General features: G+C 68.8%; 15 protein-coding genes. 13 read left to right on the top strand and 2 right to left on the bottom strand.

The genetic code is table 11. The features are described from left to right. Positions 1-52: 52 nt before the first annotated feature. On the bottom strand, positions 53-1093 hold the full coding sequence (locus tag J2852_RS10440; protein ID WP_209874953.1) for a hypothetical protein: 1041 nt from the start codon (positions 1091-1093) through the stop codon (positions 53-55). Positions 1094-1377: 284 nt separating this feature from the next. Between J2852_RS10440 and J2852_RS10445 the strand changes: the two genes are divergently transcribed. The 3 genes from J2852_RS10445 to dgcN all read left to right on the top strand — a co-directional run bounded on the left by J2852_RS10445 (position 1378) and on the right by dgcN (position 5539). Beyond that, positions 1378-2355: a TAXI family TRAP transporter solute-binding subunit gene (locus J2852_RS10445; RefSeq protein WP_246499498.1), complete on the top strand. Its 978-nt coding sequence runs from the start codon at positions 1378-1380 to the stop codon at positions 2353-2355. A gap of 69 nt (positions 2356-2424) precedes the next feature. Beyond that, the gene (locus J2852_RS10450) at positions 2425-4509 is read left to right on the top strand and encodes a TRAP transporter permease (RefSeq protein WP_209874960.1); all 2085 of its coding nucleotides are present in this window, start codon (positions 2425-2427) and stop codon (positions 4507-4509) included. Positions 4510-4522: 13 nt separating this feature from the next. Beyond that, positions 4523-5539 (top strand): N-acetyltransferase DgcN, encoded by a 1017-nt coding sequence (gene dgcN, locus J2852_RS10455; protein WP_209874962.1) that lies wholly within the window; start codon positions 4523-4525, stop codon positions 5537-5539. 43 nt (positions 5540-5582) lie between these two features. Here the strand turns inward: dgcN and bfr are convergent, their stop codons facing one another. Further along, positions 5583-6059 (bottom strand): bacterioferritin, encoded by a 477-nt coding sequence (bfr, locus tag J2852_RS10460; protein WP_209874965.1) that lies wholly within the window; start codon positions 6057-6059, stop codon positions 5583-5585. A 557-nt stretch (positions 6060-6616) separates the two neighbouring features. Between bfr and J2852_RS10465 the strand changes: the two genes are divergently transcribed. From J2852_RS10465 to tssE, 10 genes are all read left to right on the top strand, one after another. Beyond that, positions 6617-7114, top strand: coding sequence for a helix-turn-helix domain-containing protein (locus tag J2852_RS10465; RefSeq protein ID WP_246499474.1), 498 nt, complete (start codon positions 6617-6619; stop codon positions 7112-7114). A 201-nt stretch (positions 7115-7315) separates the two neighbouring features. Continuing rightward, on the top strand, positions 7316-7813 hold the full coding sequence (locus J2852_RS10470; RefSeq protein ID WP_209874971.1) for a hypothetical protein: 498 nt from the start codon (positions 7316-7318) through the stop codon (positions 7811-7813). Positions 7814-7838: 25 nt separating this feature from the next. Continuing rightward, a complete protein-coding gene (gene tssK, locus J2852_RS10475; protein ID WP_209874983.1) occupies positions 7839-9212 on the top strand; it encodes a type VI secretion system baseplate subunit TssK in 1374 nt (457 codons plus the stop codon). 14 nt (positions 9213-9226) lie between these two features. Next, positions 9227-10072 carry a DotU family type IV/VI secretion system protein gene (locus J2852_RS10480; protein ID WP_209874996.1) on the top strand — a complete coding sequence of 282 codons (846 nt, stop codon included), beginning with the start codon at positions 9227-9229 and terminating at the stop codon, positions 10070-10072. Positions 10073-10082: 10 nt separating this feature from the next. Further along, positions 10083-14276 (top strand): type VI secretion protein IcmF/TssM N-terminal domain-containing protein, encoded by a 4194-nt coding sequence (locus J2852_RS10485; protein ID WP_209874998.1) that lies wholly within the window; start codon positions 10083-10085, stop codon positions 14274-14276. Beyond that, complete coding sequence (gene tssA, locus J2852_RS10490; RefSeq protein ID WP_209875001.1) at positions 14273-15397, top strand: type VI secretion system protein TssA; 1125 nt, start codon at positions 14273-14275, stop codon at positions 15395-15397. The genes J2852_RS10485 and tssA overlap by 4 nt, the downstream gene beginning before the upstream one ends. Before the next feature lie 136 nt (positions 15398-15533). Then, complete coding sequence (gene tssB, locus J2852_RS10495; protein ID WP_209875003.1) at positions 15534-16067, top strand: type VI secretion system contractile sheath small subunit; 534 nt, start codon at positions 15534-15536, stop codon at positions 16065-16067. A gap of 76 nt (positions 16068-16143) precedes the next feature. Continuing rightward, the gene (tssC, locus tag J2852_RS10500; RefSeq protein ID WP_209875005.1) at positions 16144-17631 is read left to right on the top strand and encodes a type VI secretion system contractile sheath large subunit; all 1488 of its coding nucleotides are present in this window, start codon (positions 16144-16146) and stop codon (positions 17629-17631) included. 100 nt (positions 17632-17731) lie between these two features. Next, positions 17732-18232, top strand: coding sequence for an Hcp family type VI secretion system effector (locus tag J2852_RS10505; protein ID WP_209875007.1), 501 nt, complete (start codon positions 17732-17734; stop codon positions 18230-18232). Positions 18233-18256: 24 nt separating this feature from the next. Next, positions 18257-18736: a type VI secretion system baseplate subunit TssE gene (tssE, locus tag J2852_RS10510; RefSeq protein ID WP_209875009.1), complete on the top strand. Its 480-nt coding sequence runs from the start codon at positions 18257-18259 to the stop codon at positions 18734-18736. Positions 18737-18741: the final 5 nt, after the last annotated feature.

An 18741-nucleotide genomic window follows, 5' to 3' on the forward strand; every position in this document is an offset into this window, starting at 1 on the left:
GCATCACGGGCTTTTTTCATGGGCGGAATGCAGGGTGCGGAATCAAAGCCCTCTACTTGGCTTCCGTGGCCGCCGGAGGTGACGCCGGAGCGTCGGGAGCCGTGTCCGAAGCCGGGGCGGGTGCCGCCTCCGGTGCAGTCGGCGGCTCCGCCGGAGCGGGCGCCGGTTCGGAAGCCGGTGCCGGCTCAGCCGCCGGTGCTGGAGGGGCCTCGGGCGCGGGCGGCGCCGCTTCGGTGGCGGGAGCGTCCGGAACCGCCGGTGCTGCCGGGGGCGTTTCCGCAGGCGGAGCATCCACAGGTGCTGGAGCCGGCGCGGCTTCCTGGGTGGCCGGGACTGTGGCGGGAGCTGCGGGATCGGATGCGGGCGGAGCGTCCGTTGGCGGCGTGGTGGCGGCCGGTTCAGCGGCCGGTGCCGGTTCCGGAGTCGCGGGAGCCGAAGCCGCCGGGGGCGGAACCGGAGTGGGTTCAGGAGCGGGGGCTGAAGCCGGCGCGGGCTCCGCCACAGGGGGCGCCGCCGGAGCAGGTGTCGGTTCCGGCGCCGGAGCAACAGCCAGCGGCGGGGGTGCGGCAGCTTCGGCAGCCAGGGCCGCATCCACGCAGGCGGAGAGGGCGGACAGCGCTTTGCGGATGCCGCCCAGTGGGAAGGCGGCCTTCGCGGAGTCCACCCTCAGGTACAGCTCGCGGCCGGCGCGCAGGCCTTCGATCAGTTCGGCGCCCTTGGACAGGTCGAGGACGACGCCGTCACCGGCGACCACGGGCGCTTCGACCGGCGGGCCGTAGCCCCGGTCGATGGACGCGCGAACCGTGGCCTTGCCTCCATCGGCGGGCAGCGTCCATCTCGGGTGCGTGGCGCTGAGCGACAGAGCACGGGTCCGGTCCTGGGAGAGCTTCAGGACGCCGCCGTCGGCGGAGGTCCGGGCGACGGTGCAACGCGCCAGCCGGCCGTCGGAATCGACGCTGCGGGTGCCGCTCCAGCCCTGCTCGCGCTCGGCCTTCAGGCCGTCAATCGCCACCGGCTCGACGCGTTGCGCCAGCGCCGTGCCCGAAACCGTCGCCATCAGCATGGCGCACCAGAACGCTACTCCCGATCGCATAGGCCGAGCCTCCAAAATGCCATCGCAAAGGCATAGCCAAGCTCCTGTTGCAAGTCAAAGGAACGCGCCTCGTCACCTTTGCAACTCGGGTTCTCGGGGTTTGCGCATGCCGACGCGCAACGCCTCGATCTCCGGCCTGCCGGCCGGTTCCTGGCTCCGCAGATCCTCGTGCTGCTGTGGTGAGGGCGGTGCTTCTTAACCAACCATAGCTGTCGACAATCTGCTTCCATACCCTCATGATTTGGTTACGACACCAAATAATAAGGGAGAGGGTCGTGAGCTTCATGTCGATAACCCGCCGAATGGCGTTGGGTGCGGTCATCGGGGCGGTCGCCGTCGGTGCGACGCTGGCCGTGGCGCAGACGCCGGCGTTCTTCCGCATCGGGACCGGCGGCACCGCGGGCACCTATTATCCGGTCGGCGGTCTGATCGCCAACGTCATCTCCGGCGCCAACGGCGGCGTTCCGGGCCTCGTCGCGACGGCGGTTGCCTCCAACGGTTCCGTCGCCAACATCAACGCCATCAACGGCGGGGCGTCGGAGTCGGGCTTCTCGCAGTCTGACGTCGCCTATTGGGCCTACACCGGCACGGGCCTGTTCGAGGGCAAGGGCAAGGTCGAGAACCTGCGCGCCATCGCGACGCTGTATCCGGAGACCATCCATCTCGTCGCCCGCAAGGACGCCAACATCAAGTCGGTCGCCGACCTGAAGGGCAAGCGCGTCTCGCTGGACGAGCCGGGCTCGGGCACGCTGGTGGACGCCCGCATCGTGCTGGGCGCCTTCGGCCTGACCGAGAAGGACGTGAAGGCCGAGTATCTGAAGCCGGGACCGGCCGGCGACCGGCTGCGCGACGGGGCGCTGGACGCCTTCTTCTTCGTCGGCGGCTACCCGACCGGCGCCATTTCCGAACTCGCCACCTCCAGCGGCATCTCGCTGGTTCCGATCAGCGGGCCGGAGGTGGACAAGCTGCTGGGCCAGTATCAGTTCTTCGCCAAGGACACCGTCCCGACCGGCACCTACAAGGACGTGGGCGAGACCCAGACCATCTCGGTCAACGCGCAGTGGATCACCAGCGCCAAGCAACCGGATGATCTGGTCTACAACATCGTCAAGGCGCTGTGGAGCGACAACGCCCGCGCGGCGCTGGACGCCGGCCACGCCAAGGGCAAGCTGATCAAGCTGGACACGGCGACGAGCGGTCTCGGCATCCCGCTGCATCCGGGGGCCGAGAAGTTCTATCGCGAAAAAGGCGTCCTGAAGTAAGCGGCCAACGGCCTTATCCCCTGCTTCCGCCATGGGCGGGAGCAGGGGCATTTCGATTCGGGTGCATCCATGACCGACGCGTTGCGCAACCCGCAGCCGACCTCCGGCCCTGCCGCCAACCAGGCTTCCATCGACCCGGCCACCCTGGAACTGGACGAGGCCAAGGCGCGGGAGCTGGAAGAAAAGTTCGATTCCGAGATCCGCTTCCGGCCCCTGGCTCCGCTCGCCGCGCGGCTGGTCGGCGGGCTGCTGATCGCGCTGTCGCTGTTCCATTACTACACGGCCGGATTCGGCCTTCTGTCGGAGATGGTCCATCGCGGCATCCACCTGGCCTTCGTGCTGGGGCTGGTTTTCCTCGTCTTTCCCTTCACGCGGCGCGGTTACGACCGGCCGGCGGAGGGCAGCCTGCTGCGGCCGCTCGGCATCGGCTGGCTCGACTGGCTGCTGGCCGCCGGGGCGGTGGCGGCGGTGCTGCACGTGCCGCTGATCCCGCTGGACGATTTGGCCTTCCGGGTCGGCAACCCGACGACCACCGACGTGATCCTGGGCGGCACGCTGATCCTCGTGCTGCTGGAAGCGACGCGGCGGTCGGTCGGCTGGCCATTGCCGATCATCGCGCTGATCTTCATGAGCTACGCGATCTGGGGACCGTCGATGCCGGGGCTGTTGCAGCATCCCGGCGCCACGCCCGCGCAGCTGATCGACCACCTCTACCTGACCACGCAGGGCGTCTACGGCATCGCGCTGGGGGTGGTGGCGACCTATGTGTTCCACTTCGTCCTGTTCGGCGTCTTCGCCACCCGGATCGGGCTGGGGCAGCTGTTCTTGGACTGCGCGGCTTGGGTGGCGGGGCGCTTCGCCGGTGGTCCGGCGAAGGTCGCGATCTTCGGCTCGGCCCTGTTCGGCATGATCTCCGGCTCGTCGGTCGCCAACACGGTGACGGTGGGGTCGCTGACCATCCCGGCGATGATCCGGCTGGGCTACAAGCGGCACTTCGCGGCGGCTGTGGAGTCCACGGCCTCGACCGGCGGGCAGATCACGCCGCCGATCATGGGCGCCGCTGCCTTTCTGATGATCGAGTTCCTGGGCCTGCCCTACACCACCATCATCCTGGCGGCCATCGTGCCGGCCTTCATGCATTTCTTCGGAGTGCTGGTGCAGGTGCATTTCGAGGCCAAGCGCAACGGCCTACGCGGCCTGCGCCCGGACGAGATGCCCGACCTGAAGGCCGCCTTCCGGCGCGACTGGCCGACGGTCATCCCGCTGGTCGTGCTGATCGGCGTTCTGATCGCCGGCTACACTCCTTATCTGGCGGCCTTCTGGGGCATCACCCTGTGCATCGCGGTCGGCTTGCTGAACCCGCGCAAGCGCATGAGCGTGCGGGAGGTGCTGGACGGCCTGCGGGACGGGGCCAAGTACGCGCTGGCCGTGGGCGCGGCGGCGGCGACGGTGGGCATCATCGTCGGCGTCGTTACCCTGACCGGCGTGGGCTTCAAGATCTCCTACATCGTCACCTCAACGGCGGCGGACATGGCGTCCTGGGTGGGGGCGGTGCTGCCGGCCTGGCTCGCCGACGCCAAGGGACTGACCCTGCTGTTCACGCTGGTCATGACCGGCGTGGTCTGCATCCTCATGGGCTGCGGCATCCCGACCACGGCCAACTACATCATCATGGCGACCATCGCCGCCCCGGCGCTGGGTCTGCTGGGGGTGGCGCCGATCGTCGCGCATTTCTTCGTCTTCTATTACGGCGTGCTGGCGGACATCACGCCACCGGTGGCGCTCGCCGCCTACGCCGCCGCCGGCATGGCCGGAGCCGACCCGTTCAAGACCGGCAACACCGCCTTCCGGCTGGGGTTGGGCAAGGCGCTGGTGCCTTTCGTCTTCGTCTTCTCGCCCTCGTTGCTGCTGGTGGTGCCGGGCTTCACCTGGACGGACTTCATCATCGCCTTCGTCGGCTGCATCATCGGCATCACCTGCCTGGGTGCCGCCCTGACCGGCTGGCTCCTGACCCGCACGCAGGGGTGGGAGCGGCTGCTGCTCGGTCTCGCCGCCGTGCTGCTGGTGGCGCCGGAACTGTATTCGTCCCTGATCGGTCTGGCGTTGATCGTGCCGGTGCTGGTCCGGCAGGTCGCGGCGACCCGAGCCGCTTGAGAGGATTCACCTTATGGACATCGCTCATCCCTACCTCATGTTCCTCGGCGACGTTCCGGACCAGCTGGCCGCGAAGACGGCGCAGGGCATCGTCGATTGGCGGCCGGACTGGTGCCTGGGCCAGCTCCGCCTGCCGGGCTGCAAGGCCGATCTGGGCATCGGGGACCTGACGATCGAGGAGGCCACGGCGCGCGGCGCCCGGACCTTCCTCATCGGCGTGGCGAACGCCGGGGGCGTGCTGCCGGAGCATTGGACCGAGGTCATCGTCCAGGCCATCGCCGCCGGCATGGATGTCGCCAGCGGCCTGCACACCCGGCTGGAGAGCGTCCCGGCCATCCGCGAGGCGGCCGTGAATCATGGCCGGCAGCTGTTCAACGCCCGCCATTCCGACCAGCGCTTCGCCACGGGCAAGGGAACCAAGCGGCCGGGGCGGCGGCTGCTGACCGTCGGGACCGACTGTTCGGTCGGCAAGAAATACACCGCGCTCGCCCTGGAGCGGGAAATGCGCGCCCGCGGCCTCGACGCCGATTTCCGCGCCACCGGGCAGACGGGGGTGTTCATCTCCGGCCGGGGTGTGGCCATCGACGCGGTTGTGGCCGACTTCATCTCCGGTGCGGTGGAGTGGCTGTCCCCGGCGGCGGAACCCAACCATTGGGACCTGATCGAGGGGCAGGGGTCGCTGTTCCACCCGTCCTTCGCCGGGGTGTCGCTGGGCCTGCTGCACGGCGCCCAGCCGGACGCCGTCGTGGTCTGCCATGAGCCGACCCGCACCCGCATGCGCGGCGTTCAGCATCCGCTGCCGTCCATCGCGGAGGTGATCGACCTGACGTTGCGCTGCGGGCGGCTGACCAACCCGGACATCCGGCCGGTCGGCATTTCCATCAACACGCAGGCTTATGGGGAGGACGAGGCGCGGGCCTGTCTGGAGGCGGCGGCCAAGGCCCACGATCTGCCGGCGACCGACCCGATCCGTTTCGGCGTCGGGCCGATCGTCGAGCGTCTGCTGAACGATTTCCCGAACGCGGGATAAACAGGAAGCCCCTCTCCCAATCGTGGGAGAGGGGCTTTTTCAATCAGCTGTCGCCGTAAATCTGCTCCTGCTGGTAGGCGGTCAGGCCCACGCGCTGGATCAGGTCGAGCTGGGTTTCGATCCAGTCGATGTGCTCTTCGGTGTCCTCCAGCAGATCCTCCAGGATCTCGCGGGATTCGTAGTCGCGGACCTGCTCGCAGACGGTGATGGCGGCGATCACGTCGGCGCGGGCGGTGTGCTCCACCTTCAGGTCGTTGTTCAGGATCTCCGGCACGTCCTCGCCGATCGCCAGCTTGCCCAGATCCTGAAGGTTGGGAAGGCCCTCAAGGAACAGGATGCGCTCGATCATCTTGTCGGCGTGCTTCATCTCGTCGATGGATTCTTCGTAGAGCTTGTGCGCGATCCGCTTCAATCCCCAGTTCTTCAGGATGCGGGCGTGCAGAAAGTACTGGTTGATCGCGGTCAGCTCGTTCGTCAGAATCTTGTTGAGATGCGAAATGACCTGAGGGTCGCCCTTCATGCTCACTCTCCCGTCGGTTGTGTTTGGCGTCTATCGCGCATAGAGCGACCATGCCGAATGTCGGGCCGCTTGGCAATCCGGCTTACGATCAACCCACAATTCTTTTATGGTTATGTGGCCGACGCATGACGCCGATTGTGCACCGTTGTGCAGATTTGGCCGGTCCGCGAATCTGCACAATGGAAGAAATCGCTCTTTCCGTGTGCCGGATCAGCGATTTACGAACCTTTGTTCGTGCACGCCCATTGTGCAGCCCTGCACAACGATTCGCGTAGAAACGAATCGATGAGCCATGCGCAAAGCGCAGGACGTGCAACACCGCGCAACAGCTTTTCGTGGCGTGTTGCATGGGGTGCGACGCAGGTCTGGCGTTGATGGTGAAAGGATAGGCGACTCGCTTGTGTGAGGCAAGGGCAACACGGCGGCTTGCCATTGAGGGAATTCGCGTTACCATGAACGCCCTCCGGTGGCGGTGCATCGGGGGCGGAGCGCGGCCACAGCGGGGAACGACGGGCATGGAGCGGGGCGATGCCGGGTACTTGCGGGTCGTGGCGGGAATGCCCGATTCGAAGGACCGCCTGCCGTCCAGCGCCGGGCGCCGGCTGAAGGGCGAGGAGCGCCGGGCGCTGGTCGAACGCCTGCGCCGCCAGGGCTGGAGCTACCGCCGCATCTCCGACGAGTTGAACATCAGCTACGCGACCGTGGCGCGCTGGCTGGATGGCCCCGAGGCGGCCAGCCCGCCGCTGGAGCCCCTGCCGATCCGCCCCCTGCCGATGCGGATCGCCGCGCCGCGCCCGCCCGTGGCGTCGGTGCATGCGCCGTCCGCATTGCCGGAGCCCGAGTCGGCGCTACCCCTCATTGAACATTTGATCTCTCAAAATCGCGCGTTGTTGCAGCGGGTTGATCAACTGGCGTCCGTCAGCGCCGCGCAAAAGCAGGCGATCGCCGATCTTGAAGTGCGCCTCGTCTCCAACATCGAGGATCAGCACAAGAAATTGGGGGAACGTCTGCTCGATTCCATCAAGTTGTTGTTGCGGAAGTTCTCCCCCCTGTGAGTCGGGCGCGAGTCACGCGACACGCCGCCGTATGCGAGCCGACAAAATCGTTCCTGAAATGTGGATTTCGGCGCTGTGATATTGCGCGCGCCGATGGATAAGCACTTGTTTCTTCGTTAGTGCTTTGCGCACTATCCAATCGGATTGCCCCGAAGGAGGGGTAATTTCCGGTCGGCTTCCATCGCAGGGAGAGGGAGAAACGTGATCCACGCGCCGTGGCCCAGGGGAGGGGCCGCCGCATCCGGCACCTCGTTCCGGATCGTTCCGGTCCTGTTGTGCGCCGCGCTGGCCCTGGCGGCCTGCGCGCTGACGGATTCGCGGATCAAGACCAAAACGGTGGAGATCGAGGTGGCGCCCAACGCCAACGCCGACAACGCGTTGGCCGTGGATCTGGTGTTCGTCCATGAGAACACGCTGCTGCCGTCCTTCACCGAAATGCCCTCGGCCAACTGGTTCAAGAACCGGGAGCAGCTGAAGCTCGCCAATCCCACGGGCATCGAGGTCCACTCCTTCGAGGTCATCCCCGGCCAGAAAGGCCCGCGCTTCAAGGTGGAGGGCCGCGCCAACGACGCGTTGGGCGCCTTCGTCTTCGCCGGCTACGACACGCCGGGGCCGCACCGCGCCCGCATCGACGGCATCCCCACCGTGGTCCTCCGCCTCGGCGAGAAGGACTTCGCGGTGGCCGCCCCCGCCTCCTAGACCCAATCCGCCAGCGCGAGACGGCATGAGCCATCCAAACCCGCCGCCCGATCCAGTCCAGTGGTACGAGGGGATGCTGCTGACCCCGCAGCATTTCCAGCAGTCCTGGCTGCGTCAGGACCAGTTGCTGCATTACCACCTCGCCCGGCTGTCGCCCTTCCATTACGGCGTGCGCACGCTGAAGGTGGATCAGGCCATGCTGGTGGTCGGCATCTTCCGCATTCTGGCGCTGGAAGCGGTGATGCCCGACGGGCTGGTGGTGGACCATCCGGGCGAGGGGGGCGGGGACCTTCAGATCAGTCTGCAACCCTACGCCGACCAGCTGAAGGATGCTCCGGCGACCGTGCATCTGGTGGTGCCGGTCTACAAGCCGGGCGCCGCCGCCGGGGGCGAGCTGGCGCGCTACCGTTCGGTGGACGGCGCGCCGGTGGTGGACGAGAACACCGGGGACAACGAACAGTCCATGCCGCGCCTGCGGCCCCGCCTGTCCCTGCTGGTGGGGGAGGAGGTGCCGGCGAAGTTCGTGGCGCTGCCCATCGCCCGCGTCGTCTATCGGAACGAGGCGTTCCAGCTGACCGACTATGTGCCGCCGGCCTTCGGGACGACGGCGGAGTCTCCGCTGGCCGACGCCTGCCGCACGGTCGCCAAGCGGCTGCGCGAGAAGGCCGCCTATCTGGCCGGGCGCCTGCGGGCGCCGGCCGGCACGGTGCAGGCGCCCATGGTGGCCGAGACGCGCCACGCCGTGCAGTGCCTGACCGCCGGCCTGCCGCAGCTGGAGGCGGTGCTTGGCGCCGGGGCCGTCCATCCCTTCGCGCTGCATTCGGTGCTGTGCGGCATCGCCGGTCAGGTGGCCTCGCTGGGGCCGGGGCTGCTGCCGCCGATCTTCGACGCCTACGACCACCGCGATCCGCTGGGCTCGCTCCGGCCGGTGCTGGCGTTCGTCGAGCGCATGATCGACACGGTCAGCGAGACCTTCGTGACGATCCGCTTCGCCGCTGACGAGGCCGGCTTCCGCCTGAAGATTGAAGCGGCTTGGTTGAATGGACATGGGCTGGAGGGCGACGGATTGCTGGTTGGCCTGCGGCTGGCGCCCGGCCAGACGGAGGCGGAGGCCGAGTCCTGGATGGGCGACGCCCTGATCGCGTCGGCCGAGAACATGGGGATCCTGCGCGAACGCCGGCTGCGCGGTGCGGCGCGCGGGCGCATCGAGCGCGACGACCGGCTGGAGGTGGTGCCGGAACGTGGCGTCCTGCTGTACCGCATCGCCGCCGACGCCGCCTACATCGAGGCCGACCGCGTGCTGGAAATGGCCAATCCCGGCGAGCGCCAGGGCGCCCGCCGCCCGGCCGAGATCGCGCTGTACGTCGCCCCGCCGGGCGGCGGCCCGGTCGGCGCGTAAGGGGCACGGATCGCATGGACGCACCGGCTCAGATGCCCATGCAGCCCCCGGCCCCGGCCGGCCTGCCGCCGTCCGTCGCGAACCTGCTGATGGGCAGCCGGGGCGGCGACACGATGCTCGTGCAGTTCGGCGATTTCTTCGCGGAGCTGCTGCGCCTGAAATACGCGCTGTCCGCCGGCCGCATGGGAACGGGAGAGGATGGGCTGACGCCGGCCAACCTCGCCGGGATGGTGCATCAGCGGCTGCGCATGCTGCTGGAAAGCCAAGCGGTCCGCGCCCGGCATTGGGGCGGCAGCTACGGTGAGGCGCTGTACCGCGAGGCGCAGTACGTCATGGCCGCGCTGGCCGACGAGACGATGCTGCTGCGGGTGAACTGGGACGGGCGCGACGTCTGGGCGGACCGGCTGCTGGAAACCGCGCTGTTCGGCACGCGGGTGGCCGGCGAGCGGGTGTTCGAGCGGCTGGACGCGCTGCTGGCCGACAGCTCCCGCGCCTCGCCCGATCTGGCGACGGTCTATCTGGTGGCGCTGGCGCTGGGGTTCCGCGGACGCTGCTGGCGGCCGGAGGACGAGGGGGAACTGCGCGCCTACCGCACCGCGCTGGCCCGCATCATCGCCCGCCACGATCCGGAACTTGCCCGCGAAGGCGGCCATCTGTTCGAACAGGCCTACGGGCACACCATCGAACAGGGGCGGCCGGTGCGCATGCCGCACCTGCGCCCGTGGGGGCTCGCCTTGGTCGCGCTGGTCGCGCTGTTCCTGGCCGGCAGCCACGCGCTGTGGGTGACCCGGACCGCCGATCTGGAGCAGGCGCTCGACCGGATCGAACGGGCCCATTCCGGCCCGGCGCCGGGCCAGTGAGGGGGACCCCGTGGACGACAGCCTGATCGCCGCGCACCCCCTGCTCATCGGCTTCCTTCTTGGAATGCTGGCCCTGGCCGTGCTGGTGCTGCTGGCCTGGGTGGTGCGCCGGGGCGAGCGCGCGGCGGAAACGTCCGGCGTCGAGCTACTGGGCGGCGGCCGGCATTTTGCCCACCGCGCCGATACCAGAGCACTGACCAGCAGCTTCACGGCGACACTGAAGAGCCTGCGCGCGATGGTGCCGGGCGCCGGCTGGCGCTACGCCGCGCCGTGGGTGTTGCTGCTGGGCAGCGCCGGTTCGGGCAAGAGCGCGCTCGCCTCCTCCATCGCGCTGCACCGGCCGTTCGAGCTGGACACCGATCCGGAGCTGGCGGAGCACGGCTGCGCCTGGCACGTGTTCGAACGCGGCATCGTGCTGGACCCGGCGGGCAGCATCCTGTGGGGCGACGAGGAGCATGGGAAAGGCGGCGACGCCGGCTGGCGCCGGTTCCTGCAACTGTTGTTGCGCCACCGGGCGGAGCGCGGGTTGGACGGGGTGGTGGTCACGCTGCCATGCTCCGACCTGATCGGGCCGGACCGGCTGGACGCCAACGGGCTGGCCAACCGGGCGAAGCTGCTGCGCCGCCGCCTGCGCGAGTTGCAGCAGCAGTTGGGGCTGCGGCTGCCGGTCTATCTGGTGGTCACCAAGTGCGACGTGGTGCCGGGCTTCGCCAGCTTCTGGGAACCGCTGGCCGCGCAGCGCGCGAACGAGGTCTTCGGCTGGTCAAACGGCCAGACCTTGGAAACCGTCTACGACCCGAACCGCATCAACGAGGCCTTCGACGAGATCGGGCGGGAGCTGCACCGCGCGCTGATGGGGACCGCCGTGACGACCGGCGGCATCAGCGACATGGCCTTCCTGTTCCCGGCGGAGTTCCAGAAGCTGGCGGCGCCGCTGGCCCGCTTCGCCGACCGGCTGTTCCGCGCCGACGCCTATCAGGATCCGCACTTCTTCCGGGGGCTGTATTTCACCGGCGATGGCGCGGCGTTGGGTGCTGGCGGGCGCGGGCTGCCGGTTCCGGTGCCGGGCGACGATGGCGACCATGAAGACCTTCCGGCCGGCCTGATGCCGGGGGTGGTGCCGCTGGGCGTGCAGCCTCTGTTCGTCACCGACCTGTTCGGCGAGAAGATCTTCCGGGAGGCGCGGCTGGTGCAGCCGGCGCGGCGCGGTCTGGTGGCGCGCAGCCGGGTGGTGCGCAACGCGCAGATCGCGCTGGTCGCCGTGGCGCTGATTCTGGCCGGTGGGCTCTGGTATTCCCTCCGGACGCTGGACGTGGCGAAGGCGAACCTGTCGCGGCCGATGCAGGTCGTCGAGGACGCCGGGCAGACCATGCAGCGGGCGCGCGCGGCGGGCGAAACGCTGAGCGCCTACCGGCAGCTGCGCGACGTGGCGCCGAAGATCCTGGACGCCTTCAAGGCGGTCAGCGACCACGAACTGCTGGTGCCCTTCATCCCCAGCTCCTGGTTCAGCAACATCGAGGAGGACGTGAAGGACGGGCTGGTGCACGGCTTCCGCCTCGTCGTGCTCGACCCCATGCGGCTGGAGCTGATCAACCGCTGGAAGGACCTCATGGCGCGCCACGCCGGGGCGCTGCCGGCCGGGGCGGGCGAAGCCGCCGCCTTCGCGCGGATGAAGTCCTATCTGGACGAGATCGACCGGATCGCCGGGGATCTGGCGCTGTATCACAACGCAAAGCAGCTGCCGGTGCAGACCTTCGCCGGTCTGACGACCTCGCTGCTGGGCATCGACCTGGGCGAGGCGCTGCGCACCGACAACGCGCTCTACACCGAGGTGATGGGCAAGGTCTCGGTCAAGCCGCTGGTCATCGACCAGAACCTCGCGCCTTCGCGGGAGACGCTGAAGCGGCTGGTCGGCGACGCCGCCGTGCTGATCGCCCCGGACGGCCCGCTGGCGCGGCCCTTCGGCGCGCTCGCCAACGCGCTGGAGCGGGTGGAACTGGCGCGCTTCGGCACGCCGGAGGGCTCCGGCGCGGCGTTGCAGGACCTCGGCGCGGCGTTGCAGCGGGTGCAAGCGTTGCTGGGCGACCCGAATCTGCGCTGGCTGTTCGTGAAGCATCCGGAGCAGGAGGCGCACTGGCAGGGCGTGCTGCCGCGCATCCGCCGCAACCCGTTCCTGGGCGAGCAGGCGGCGGCCGAGGCGCTGGGCATCGCCACCGCGCGTGTCGAGGAGCTGCGCGCGGCGCTGCTGGCGATCCGCGTGCCGGGGCTGGGGCCGATCCTGGCGGCGGACGAGAACGCCGACGGGCTGCTGCGCCTCACGCCCGCGCTGGCCGATCTGGCTGGGGCGCTGCCGGAGGTGCTGCGCTACGAGTTCATGGCCGACGCACCGCTGCGCCAGCCGGTGCAGCCGGCCCAGCGCAGCAGCGCCATGATGTGGCTGCCCGAACCGCTGGACAAGGCGGTGCGCCATTACCGTGCCTTTGAGCAGATGGAGGCCGGCCCGCTGGCCCGCGTGCCCGACACGCTGCGGCCGATGATCCAGGCGCTCGCCGCGCAACGGCTGCAAGGCGCCATGCTGACCGCCGTAGCCGAGGCGCAGGTGGTGGAACGGCGCGGCCAGGATTTCCGCCTGACCGCCGACGAGACCGCCCTGCTGCGCGAGGTGCGCGAGTTCGGGCGCGCGTCGCGCGGGCTGGCCGACGTGCTGGCCGCCTTCAGCCGGCGCGGCTTCGACCAGGCCTACGGCAGCGTCGGCGACATCGTGGCCCAGCACCTCGTCTCCATGCTGGAGCAGGCCGACCGCATCGCCGAGGAGGGCTCCCCCTATCTGCCCTTCAACGAGTTCCGCGACTGGGACGGCACGCTGCCGATGAACGCCGACGGCTGGCAGGCGCTGAGCGACGTGGAGCTGGCGCAGTATCTCGACAACACGCGCGGGCGCTTCGACTGGCTGGGCATGGAGGTCGCCGCGCCGATCGTGAACTTCGCGCTGCGCGAACAGACGCCGCCCGCCCTGCGCAACAACCCGCACGTCACCAAGTGGCAGCGCATCCTGATCGAGCAGCAGCGCTACAAGGCCGACAACCCGAACAGCTCGCTGGCCCTGCTGGAGCGCTTCGTACGGTTCGAGCTGGGCGAGGCGGTGAAGCCGGACAACTGCCTGCAACAGCTGGCCGGCGGCGGCTACGGCAGCGGCGGCGACTATTTCCTGCAACGGCGCGACACGCTGCGCCGCATGGCGCTCGCCCAATGCCAGCGCGTGGCGGCGCAGAGCATGTCCACCGACTACGCGCGGTTGGCCTCCGACTTCAACAGCCTGCTGGCCGGGCGCTACCCGTTCGGCGAGCACCAGGGGCCGGACACGCCGGAGGCCGAGATCGACGCGGTCACCGCCTTCCTGGAACGCTTCGGCACGGCCGAGCCGGCGATCCGCCGGGGCCTGGGCGCCCCGGCGCCGGGCACGCCGGCCGCGCAGGCGCTGGAGTTCATGAACCGCATGGCGTCGGTGCGCGACTTCCTGGCGCCGTTCCTCGCCGCCAGCTCGGCCACCCCGCCGGCCTTCGACGTGACGCCGGAATTCCGCGTCAACCGTCCGCGCGAGACCGGCGGCAACCAGATCATCGACTGGTCCGTGACGCTGGGCGAGCAGACCCTGCAGCGCGGCGGCGAGGCCAAGGCCGCGAAGTGGACTCCCGGCGTGCCGGTTGCGGTGACGCTGCGCTGGGCCAAGGACGCGCCGGTCGTGCCGGTGTCGATCATCGGCGGCGACGGCAGCGTGCAGCCCGACCGCGCCATCAGCTTCTCCTACGCCAACCGCTGGTCGCTGCTGCGGCTGCTCCAGACGCATCGGGCGCCGCCGTCGGACCTGCCGAAGCTGACCGATCCGCAGCCGCACACGCTGAAGTTCTCCGCCGACACCGCCGCCGTGCCGGTGCAGGGGCAGGCGTCGGGGCAGGGCGGGGCGCCAGCGCCGAAGCCCCTGGCGGATGGCAAGACCTCGGTCTTCCTGCGCCTCGCGCTCAGCACGCCGAACCCGGACGGCAAGACTAGGACGACCTACGCGCTGCCGGTCTTCCCCTACGCCGCGCCGCGCTTGGACGCGGGACGCAGCGTCCGCGCCGCCGTGGAGGAGGATCCGCTCGGCCCGGTCGAACCGGTGCGCCTCATTCCCCGCAAGCCCTCTGTGAAAGGGGTTGGCCGATGACCGCCTCGCCGTTCGACTTCGCTGCGATTCTGACGCCGCTGCCGGGGGATGCGCCGGCCGGTCCGTCGCTGCGCTACGACCCGGTGTATGACGCGATCCGCGAGGCGCGTCGGCAGGACGACCCGTCGCTGCCGGTCGGCGTCTGGCAGACCACCGCCAAGCGCGCCGACTGGGATGAGGTGGCGCGGCTTTGCCGCAACGCGCTGGAGACGCGGTCGAAAGATCTGCAACTCGCCTGCTGGCTGCTGGAGGCGCTGGTGCAGCGGCACGGCTTTACGGCACTGGGGCCGGGGCTGCGCCTGCTGGCGGGGCTGTGCGACATCTTCTGGGAGGGGTTGCATCCGGAGATCGACGACGGCGACGTGACCGCCCGCGTCGCGCCGCTGGAATGGCTGAACGGCAAGCTGCCGCACCTGCTGCACATGCTGCCGCTGACCCGCTCGGGCAGCAATCCGGTGGTCGCCTTTTCCTACGCCGATTACGAAAACGCCCAGCGCCGCAGCCTCGCCGCCGCCCGCGACCCGCGCGTCGCCGACATGGCGGCGGCCAAGGGCGAGGCGCTGCTGCCCGACGTGGAGGCCAGCGCCATGGGCACGCCGGTCGCCTTCCACCGCGCCCAGCACGAGCATCTGGCCGAGGCGGTGGCCGCCGCCGACGCGCTGTCGGCGCTGCTGGACGGCCTGTGCGGCCGGCAGGCGCCGGGGCTGGTCACGCTGCGCGAAACCCTGGTGGGCCTTCAGGGCTGGGTGGACACCATGCTGCGCGCCAAGGGGGAGGAGCCCGTCATGCCCGCCGACATCACCGAGCCGGAGGACGGTGTGCCGCCGGACGAGTTCGGCGAAGAGTATCCGGAGGATGCCCCGCCGGGCGCCTATCCCCCCGGTCCGATCCGCACGCGCGACGAGGCGTACTACTGGCTGGCCGAGGCCGCCGATTTCCTACTGCGCACCGAACCGCACAGCCCGACCCCGTACCTGATCCACCGGGCGCTGGGCTGGGCGAACATGCCCTTGCATGAAGTTCTTCTGGAGGTCAGCCGTGGCCGCAATGACCTGTCCACGGTCTTCGACCTCCTGGGGCTGAACTTTACAGAACTGACACAGAAAACAGGGGGAAGATGATCAATCCGAGTTGAAAATTAGCTGATTTCTTCTTGTTTCAATGATGAACCGATTCTAATCTTGTTCAAAATGGTAAGTTATCGCGCCTGATATTCTCGTTGGGCGCGCACCGCCACATCTGTGAGAGAGCATCGCCATGGCCGAAAGCACCCAGCACAAGCTCAGCAGAGTCCGCCCGCCGCGCGTCCAGATCACCTATGACGTCGAAATCGGCAACGCCATCGAGAAGAAGGAGCTTCCCTACATCGTCGGCATCATGTCCGACCTGTCGGGCAAGCCGGCCGAGGCACTGCCGCCGGTCAAGGACCGCAAGTTCGTCGAGATCGACCGCGACAACTTCCAGGACGTCCTGGCGTCGATCAACCCGCGCGTGGCCTTCCGCGTGCCGAACAAGCTGCAGCCGGACAGCAACGACTTCCTGAACGTCGAGCTTCGCTTCAAGCATCTCGACGATTTCGGCCCGGTCGAGGTGCTGAACCAGGTGCCGCAGCTGAAGCGCCTTTACGAGGCCCGCTCGCGCCTGCGCGACCTGCTGACCAAGCTGGACGGCAACGACGATCTCGACGCGCTGCTGAAGAAGGTGATGGAGAGCACCGAGGACCAGACCGCGCTGAAGGCCCAGCTGGCCGCCCCGGCCGGCGCCGCTCCCGCCGAACCCGCCGCCGAATAACCGCCCGGCACCTGCAAAAATTCGATGAGACGCCGGACCTGCAAGCCCGGCGGACCCACCCGAGGAGACGCTTGTCATGGCTGACGAGACCGAGAACGCTGGCGGCGCCACGGCCACCGAGACCCAGAATCTTCCCATTCTCGACCGCATCCTGGTCGAGGGCAAGCTCGTGCGCGACGAAACGCAGCGCGGCTACGCCCGCGATCTGGTGGACGAGTTCGTCAATTCCGTCCTGGCCGAGACCGGCGGCACGGTCAGCGGCGACGTGGTCGCCGCCATCACCGACCGCATCGCCGAGATCGACGACCTGATCTCGCTGCAGCTGAACGAGATCCTGCACCACCCCGACCTGCAGAAGCTGGAAGCCTCCTGGCGGGGCCTCGCCTATCTGGTCTTCAACACCGAGACCAGCACCCGCCTGAAGCTGCGCCTGATGAACATCACCAAGGCGGAGCTGCTGAAGGATCTGGAAAAGGCGGTCGAGTTCGACCAGAGCGCCCTGTTCAAGAAGGTGTACGAGGAAGAGTACGGCACCTTCGGCGGCTTCCCCTACAGCGTGCTGATCGGCGACTACGAGTTCGGCCGCCACCCGCAGGACATGGCGCTGCTGGAGAAGGTGTCCAACGTCGCGGCGGCGGCGCACGCGCCCTTCATCGCGGCGGCCTCGCCCCTGCTGTTCGACATGGGCAGCTTCACCGAACTGGGGATCCCGCGCGACCTGTCGAAGATTTTCGAGAGCGCCGAGCTGATCAAGTGGCGGTCCTTCCGCGCCAGCGAGGATTCGCGCTACGTCACGCTGTGCCTGCCGCACGTGCTGCTGCGCCTGCCCTACGGGCCGGACACCGTGCCGGTGGAGGGCATCAACTTCGTCGAGGACACCGACGGGCGCGACCATTCCAAGTATCTGTGGGGCAACCCGGCGTGGATGCTGGGCACGCGCATCACCGACGCCTTCGCCAAGTACGGCTGGACCGCGGCCATCCGCGGCGTCGAGGGCGGCGGCAAGGTCGAGGGTCTGCCGACCCACACCTTCCACACCGACGAGGGCGACATCGCGCTGAAGTGCCCGACGGAAATCTCCATCACCGACCGCCGCGAGAAGGAGCTGAACGACCTCGGCTTCATCGCGCTGGTCCATTGCAAGGGCACGGACTACGCCGCTTTCTTCGGCGGCCAGACCGCCAACAAGCCCAAGCTGTACAACACCGCCGCGGCCAACGCGAACAGCCGGCTGTCGGCGATGCTGCCCTACGTCCTGAACGCGTCGCGCTTTGCCCATTACATCAAGGTCATCATGCGCGACAAGATCGGCAGCTTCATGACCAAGGAAAACGTTCAGACCTATCTGAACACCTGGATCATGGACTACGTCCTGGGCAAGGACGATGCCGGCCAGGACCTGAAGGCGCAGTACCCGCTGCGCGAGGCCCGCGTGGACGTGACGGACATCCCTGGCAAGCCCGGTTGCTACAACGCGACCGTCTTCCTGCGGCCGCACTTCCAGTTGGAAGAGCTGACCGCCTCCATCCGTCTGGTCGCCGAACTGCCGCCGCCGGCGGCGTAACGCACCGCGCACGGATTGCCCCCCGCCCCCGCGTTCCGCGCGGGGGTAGGGGGGCGCGCACGACAATGATTACTGGCTAGCCAACAAAGGGAAGACCGTCATGGCCGGCAATATGTTCATCGTGTTCAAGACCCCGGACATCAAGGGTGAGAGCGCGGACAGCACGCACACCGATCAGATCCAAGTCCTGTCCTGGAGCCATTCCTTCAACCAGCCGACCTCGCCGACGCGCAGCTCCGCCGGTTCGGGCACGGTCGAGCAGGCCAACCACTCCGACTTTTCCTTTACCAAGTACACCGACGCGGCGACCGACGACCTGCTGAAGATGTGCTGGTCGGGCAAGCAGATCGGCACCGCCACCTTCACCGCCTACCGTTCGGACGGCGACAACAAGGCGATCAAGTACCTGGAAATCGACATGACCGGCGTCATCGTCTCCAACGTCTCCATCGGCGGCGGCACCGGCGACATCTCGACCGAGACGATCACGCTCAGCTACAGCTCGGTCAAGTACACCTACATCCAGCAGAAGGCGGCGGACGGCACCGGCGGCGGCAACGAGCCGGTCAAGCACGACCTCGCCAAGCAGGAAGTGTCGTAAGGCGGCGCGCCGTAGGGGGCGGCCATGCCGGGACCGCGCGTCACGCAGGGCGTCCGGGCGCCCCTGTTCGACCGCCTCGCCGCCGGTGTCGGCGGGGCGGCGGGCGGGGCCAAGGGCGAGAGTCTGCGCATGCTGGACCGCGAGGGGCTCGGCGCCTCGCTGGGGCGGGAACTCGACCGGCTGCTGAACACGCGCACGCCGCTGTCCGCCGACGATCTCGGCCGGCGGCCGCGCAGCACGCTCGACTACGGGCTGCCGGACCTGTCCTTGTTCTGGCCTTACAACCCCGACAGCGAAACGCGGCTGGCCGCGCTCATCACCGACACGGTCGCGGCGTTCGAGCCGCGCCTGCTGCGCCCGCGCGTGACGGTGGAGCGCGTCGGCAACGAACGGGCGAAGCTGCGCGCCGTGGTGTCCGGCGAGATCATGCTGGACGGCATGGTGGAGCCGGTGACCTTTCCCATACTGCTGACCGACAGCGTGGAAGACACGAATGACGAGTGAGGCCC

The organism is Azospirillum soli, from assembly GCF_017876165.1.
Taxonomy (GTDB): domain Bacteria; phylum Pseudomonadota; class Alphaproteobacteria; order Azospirillales; family Azospirillaceae; genus Azospirillum; species Azospirillum soli.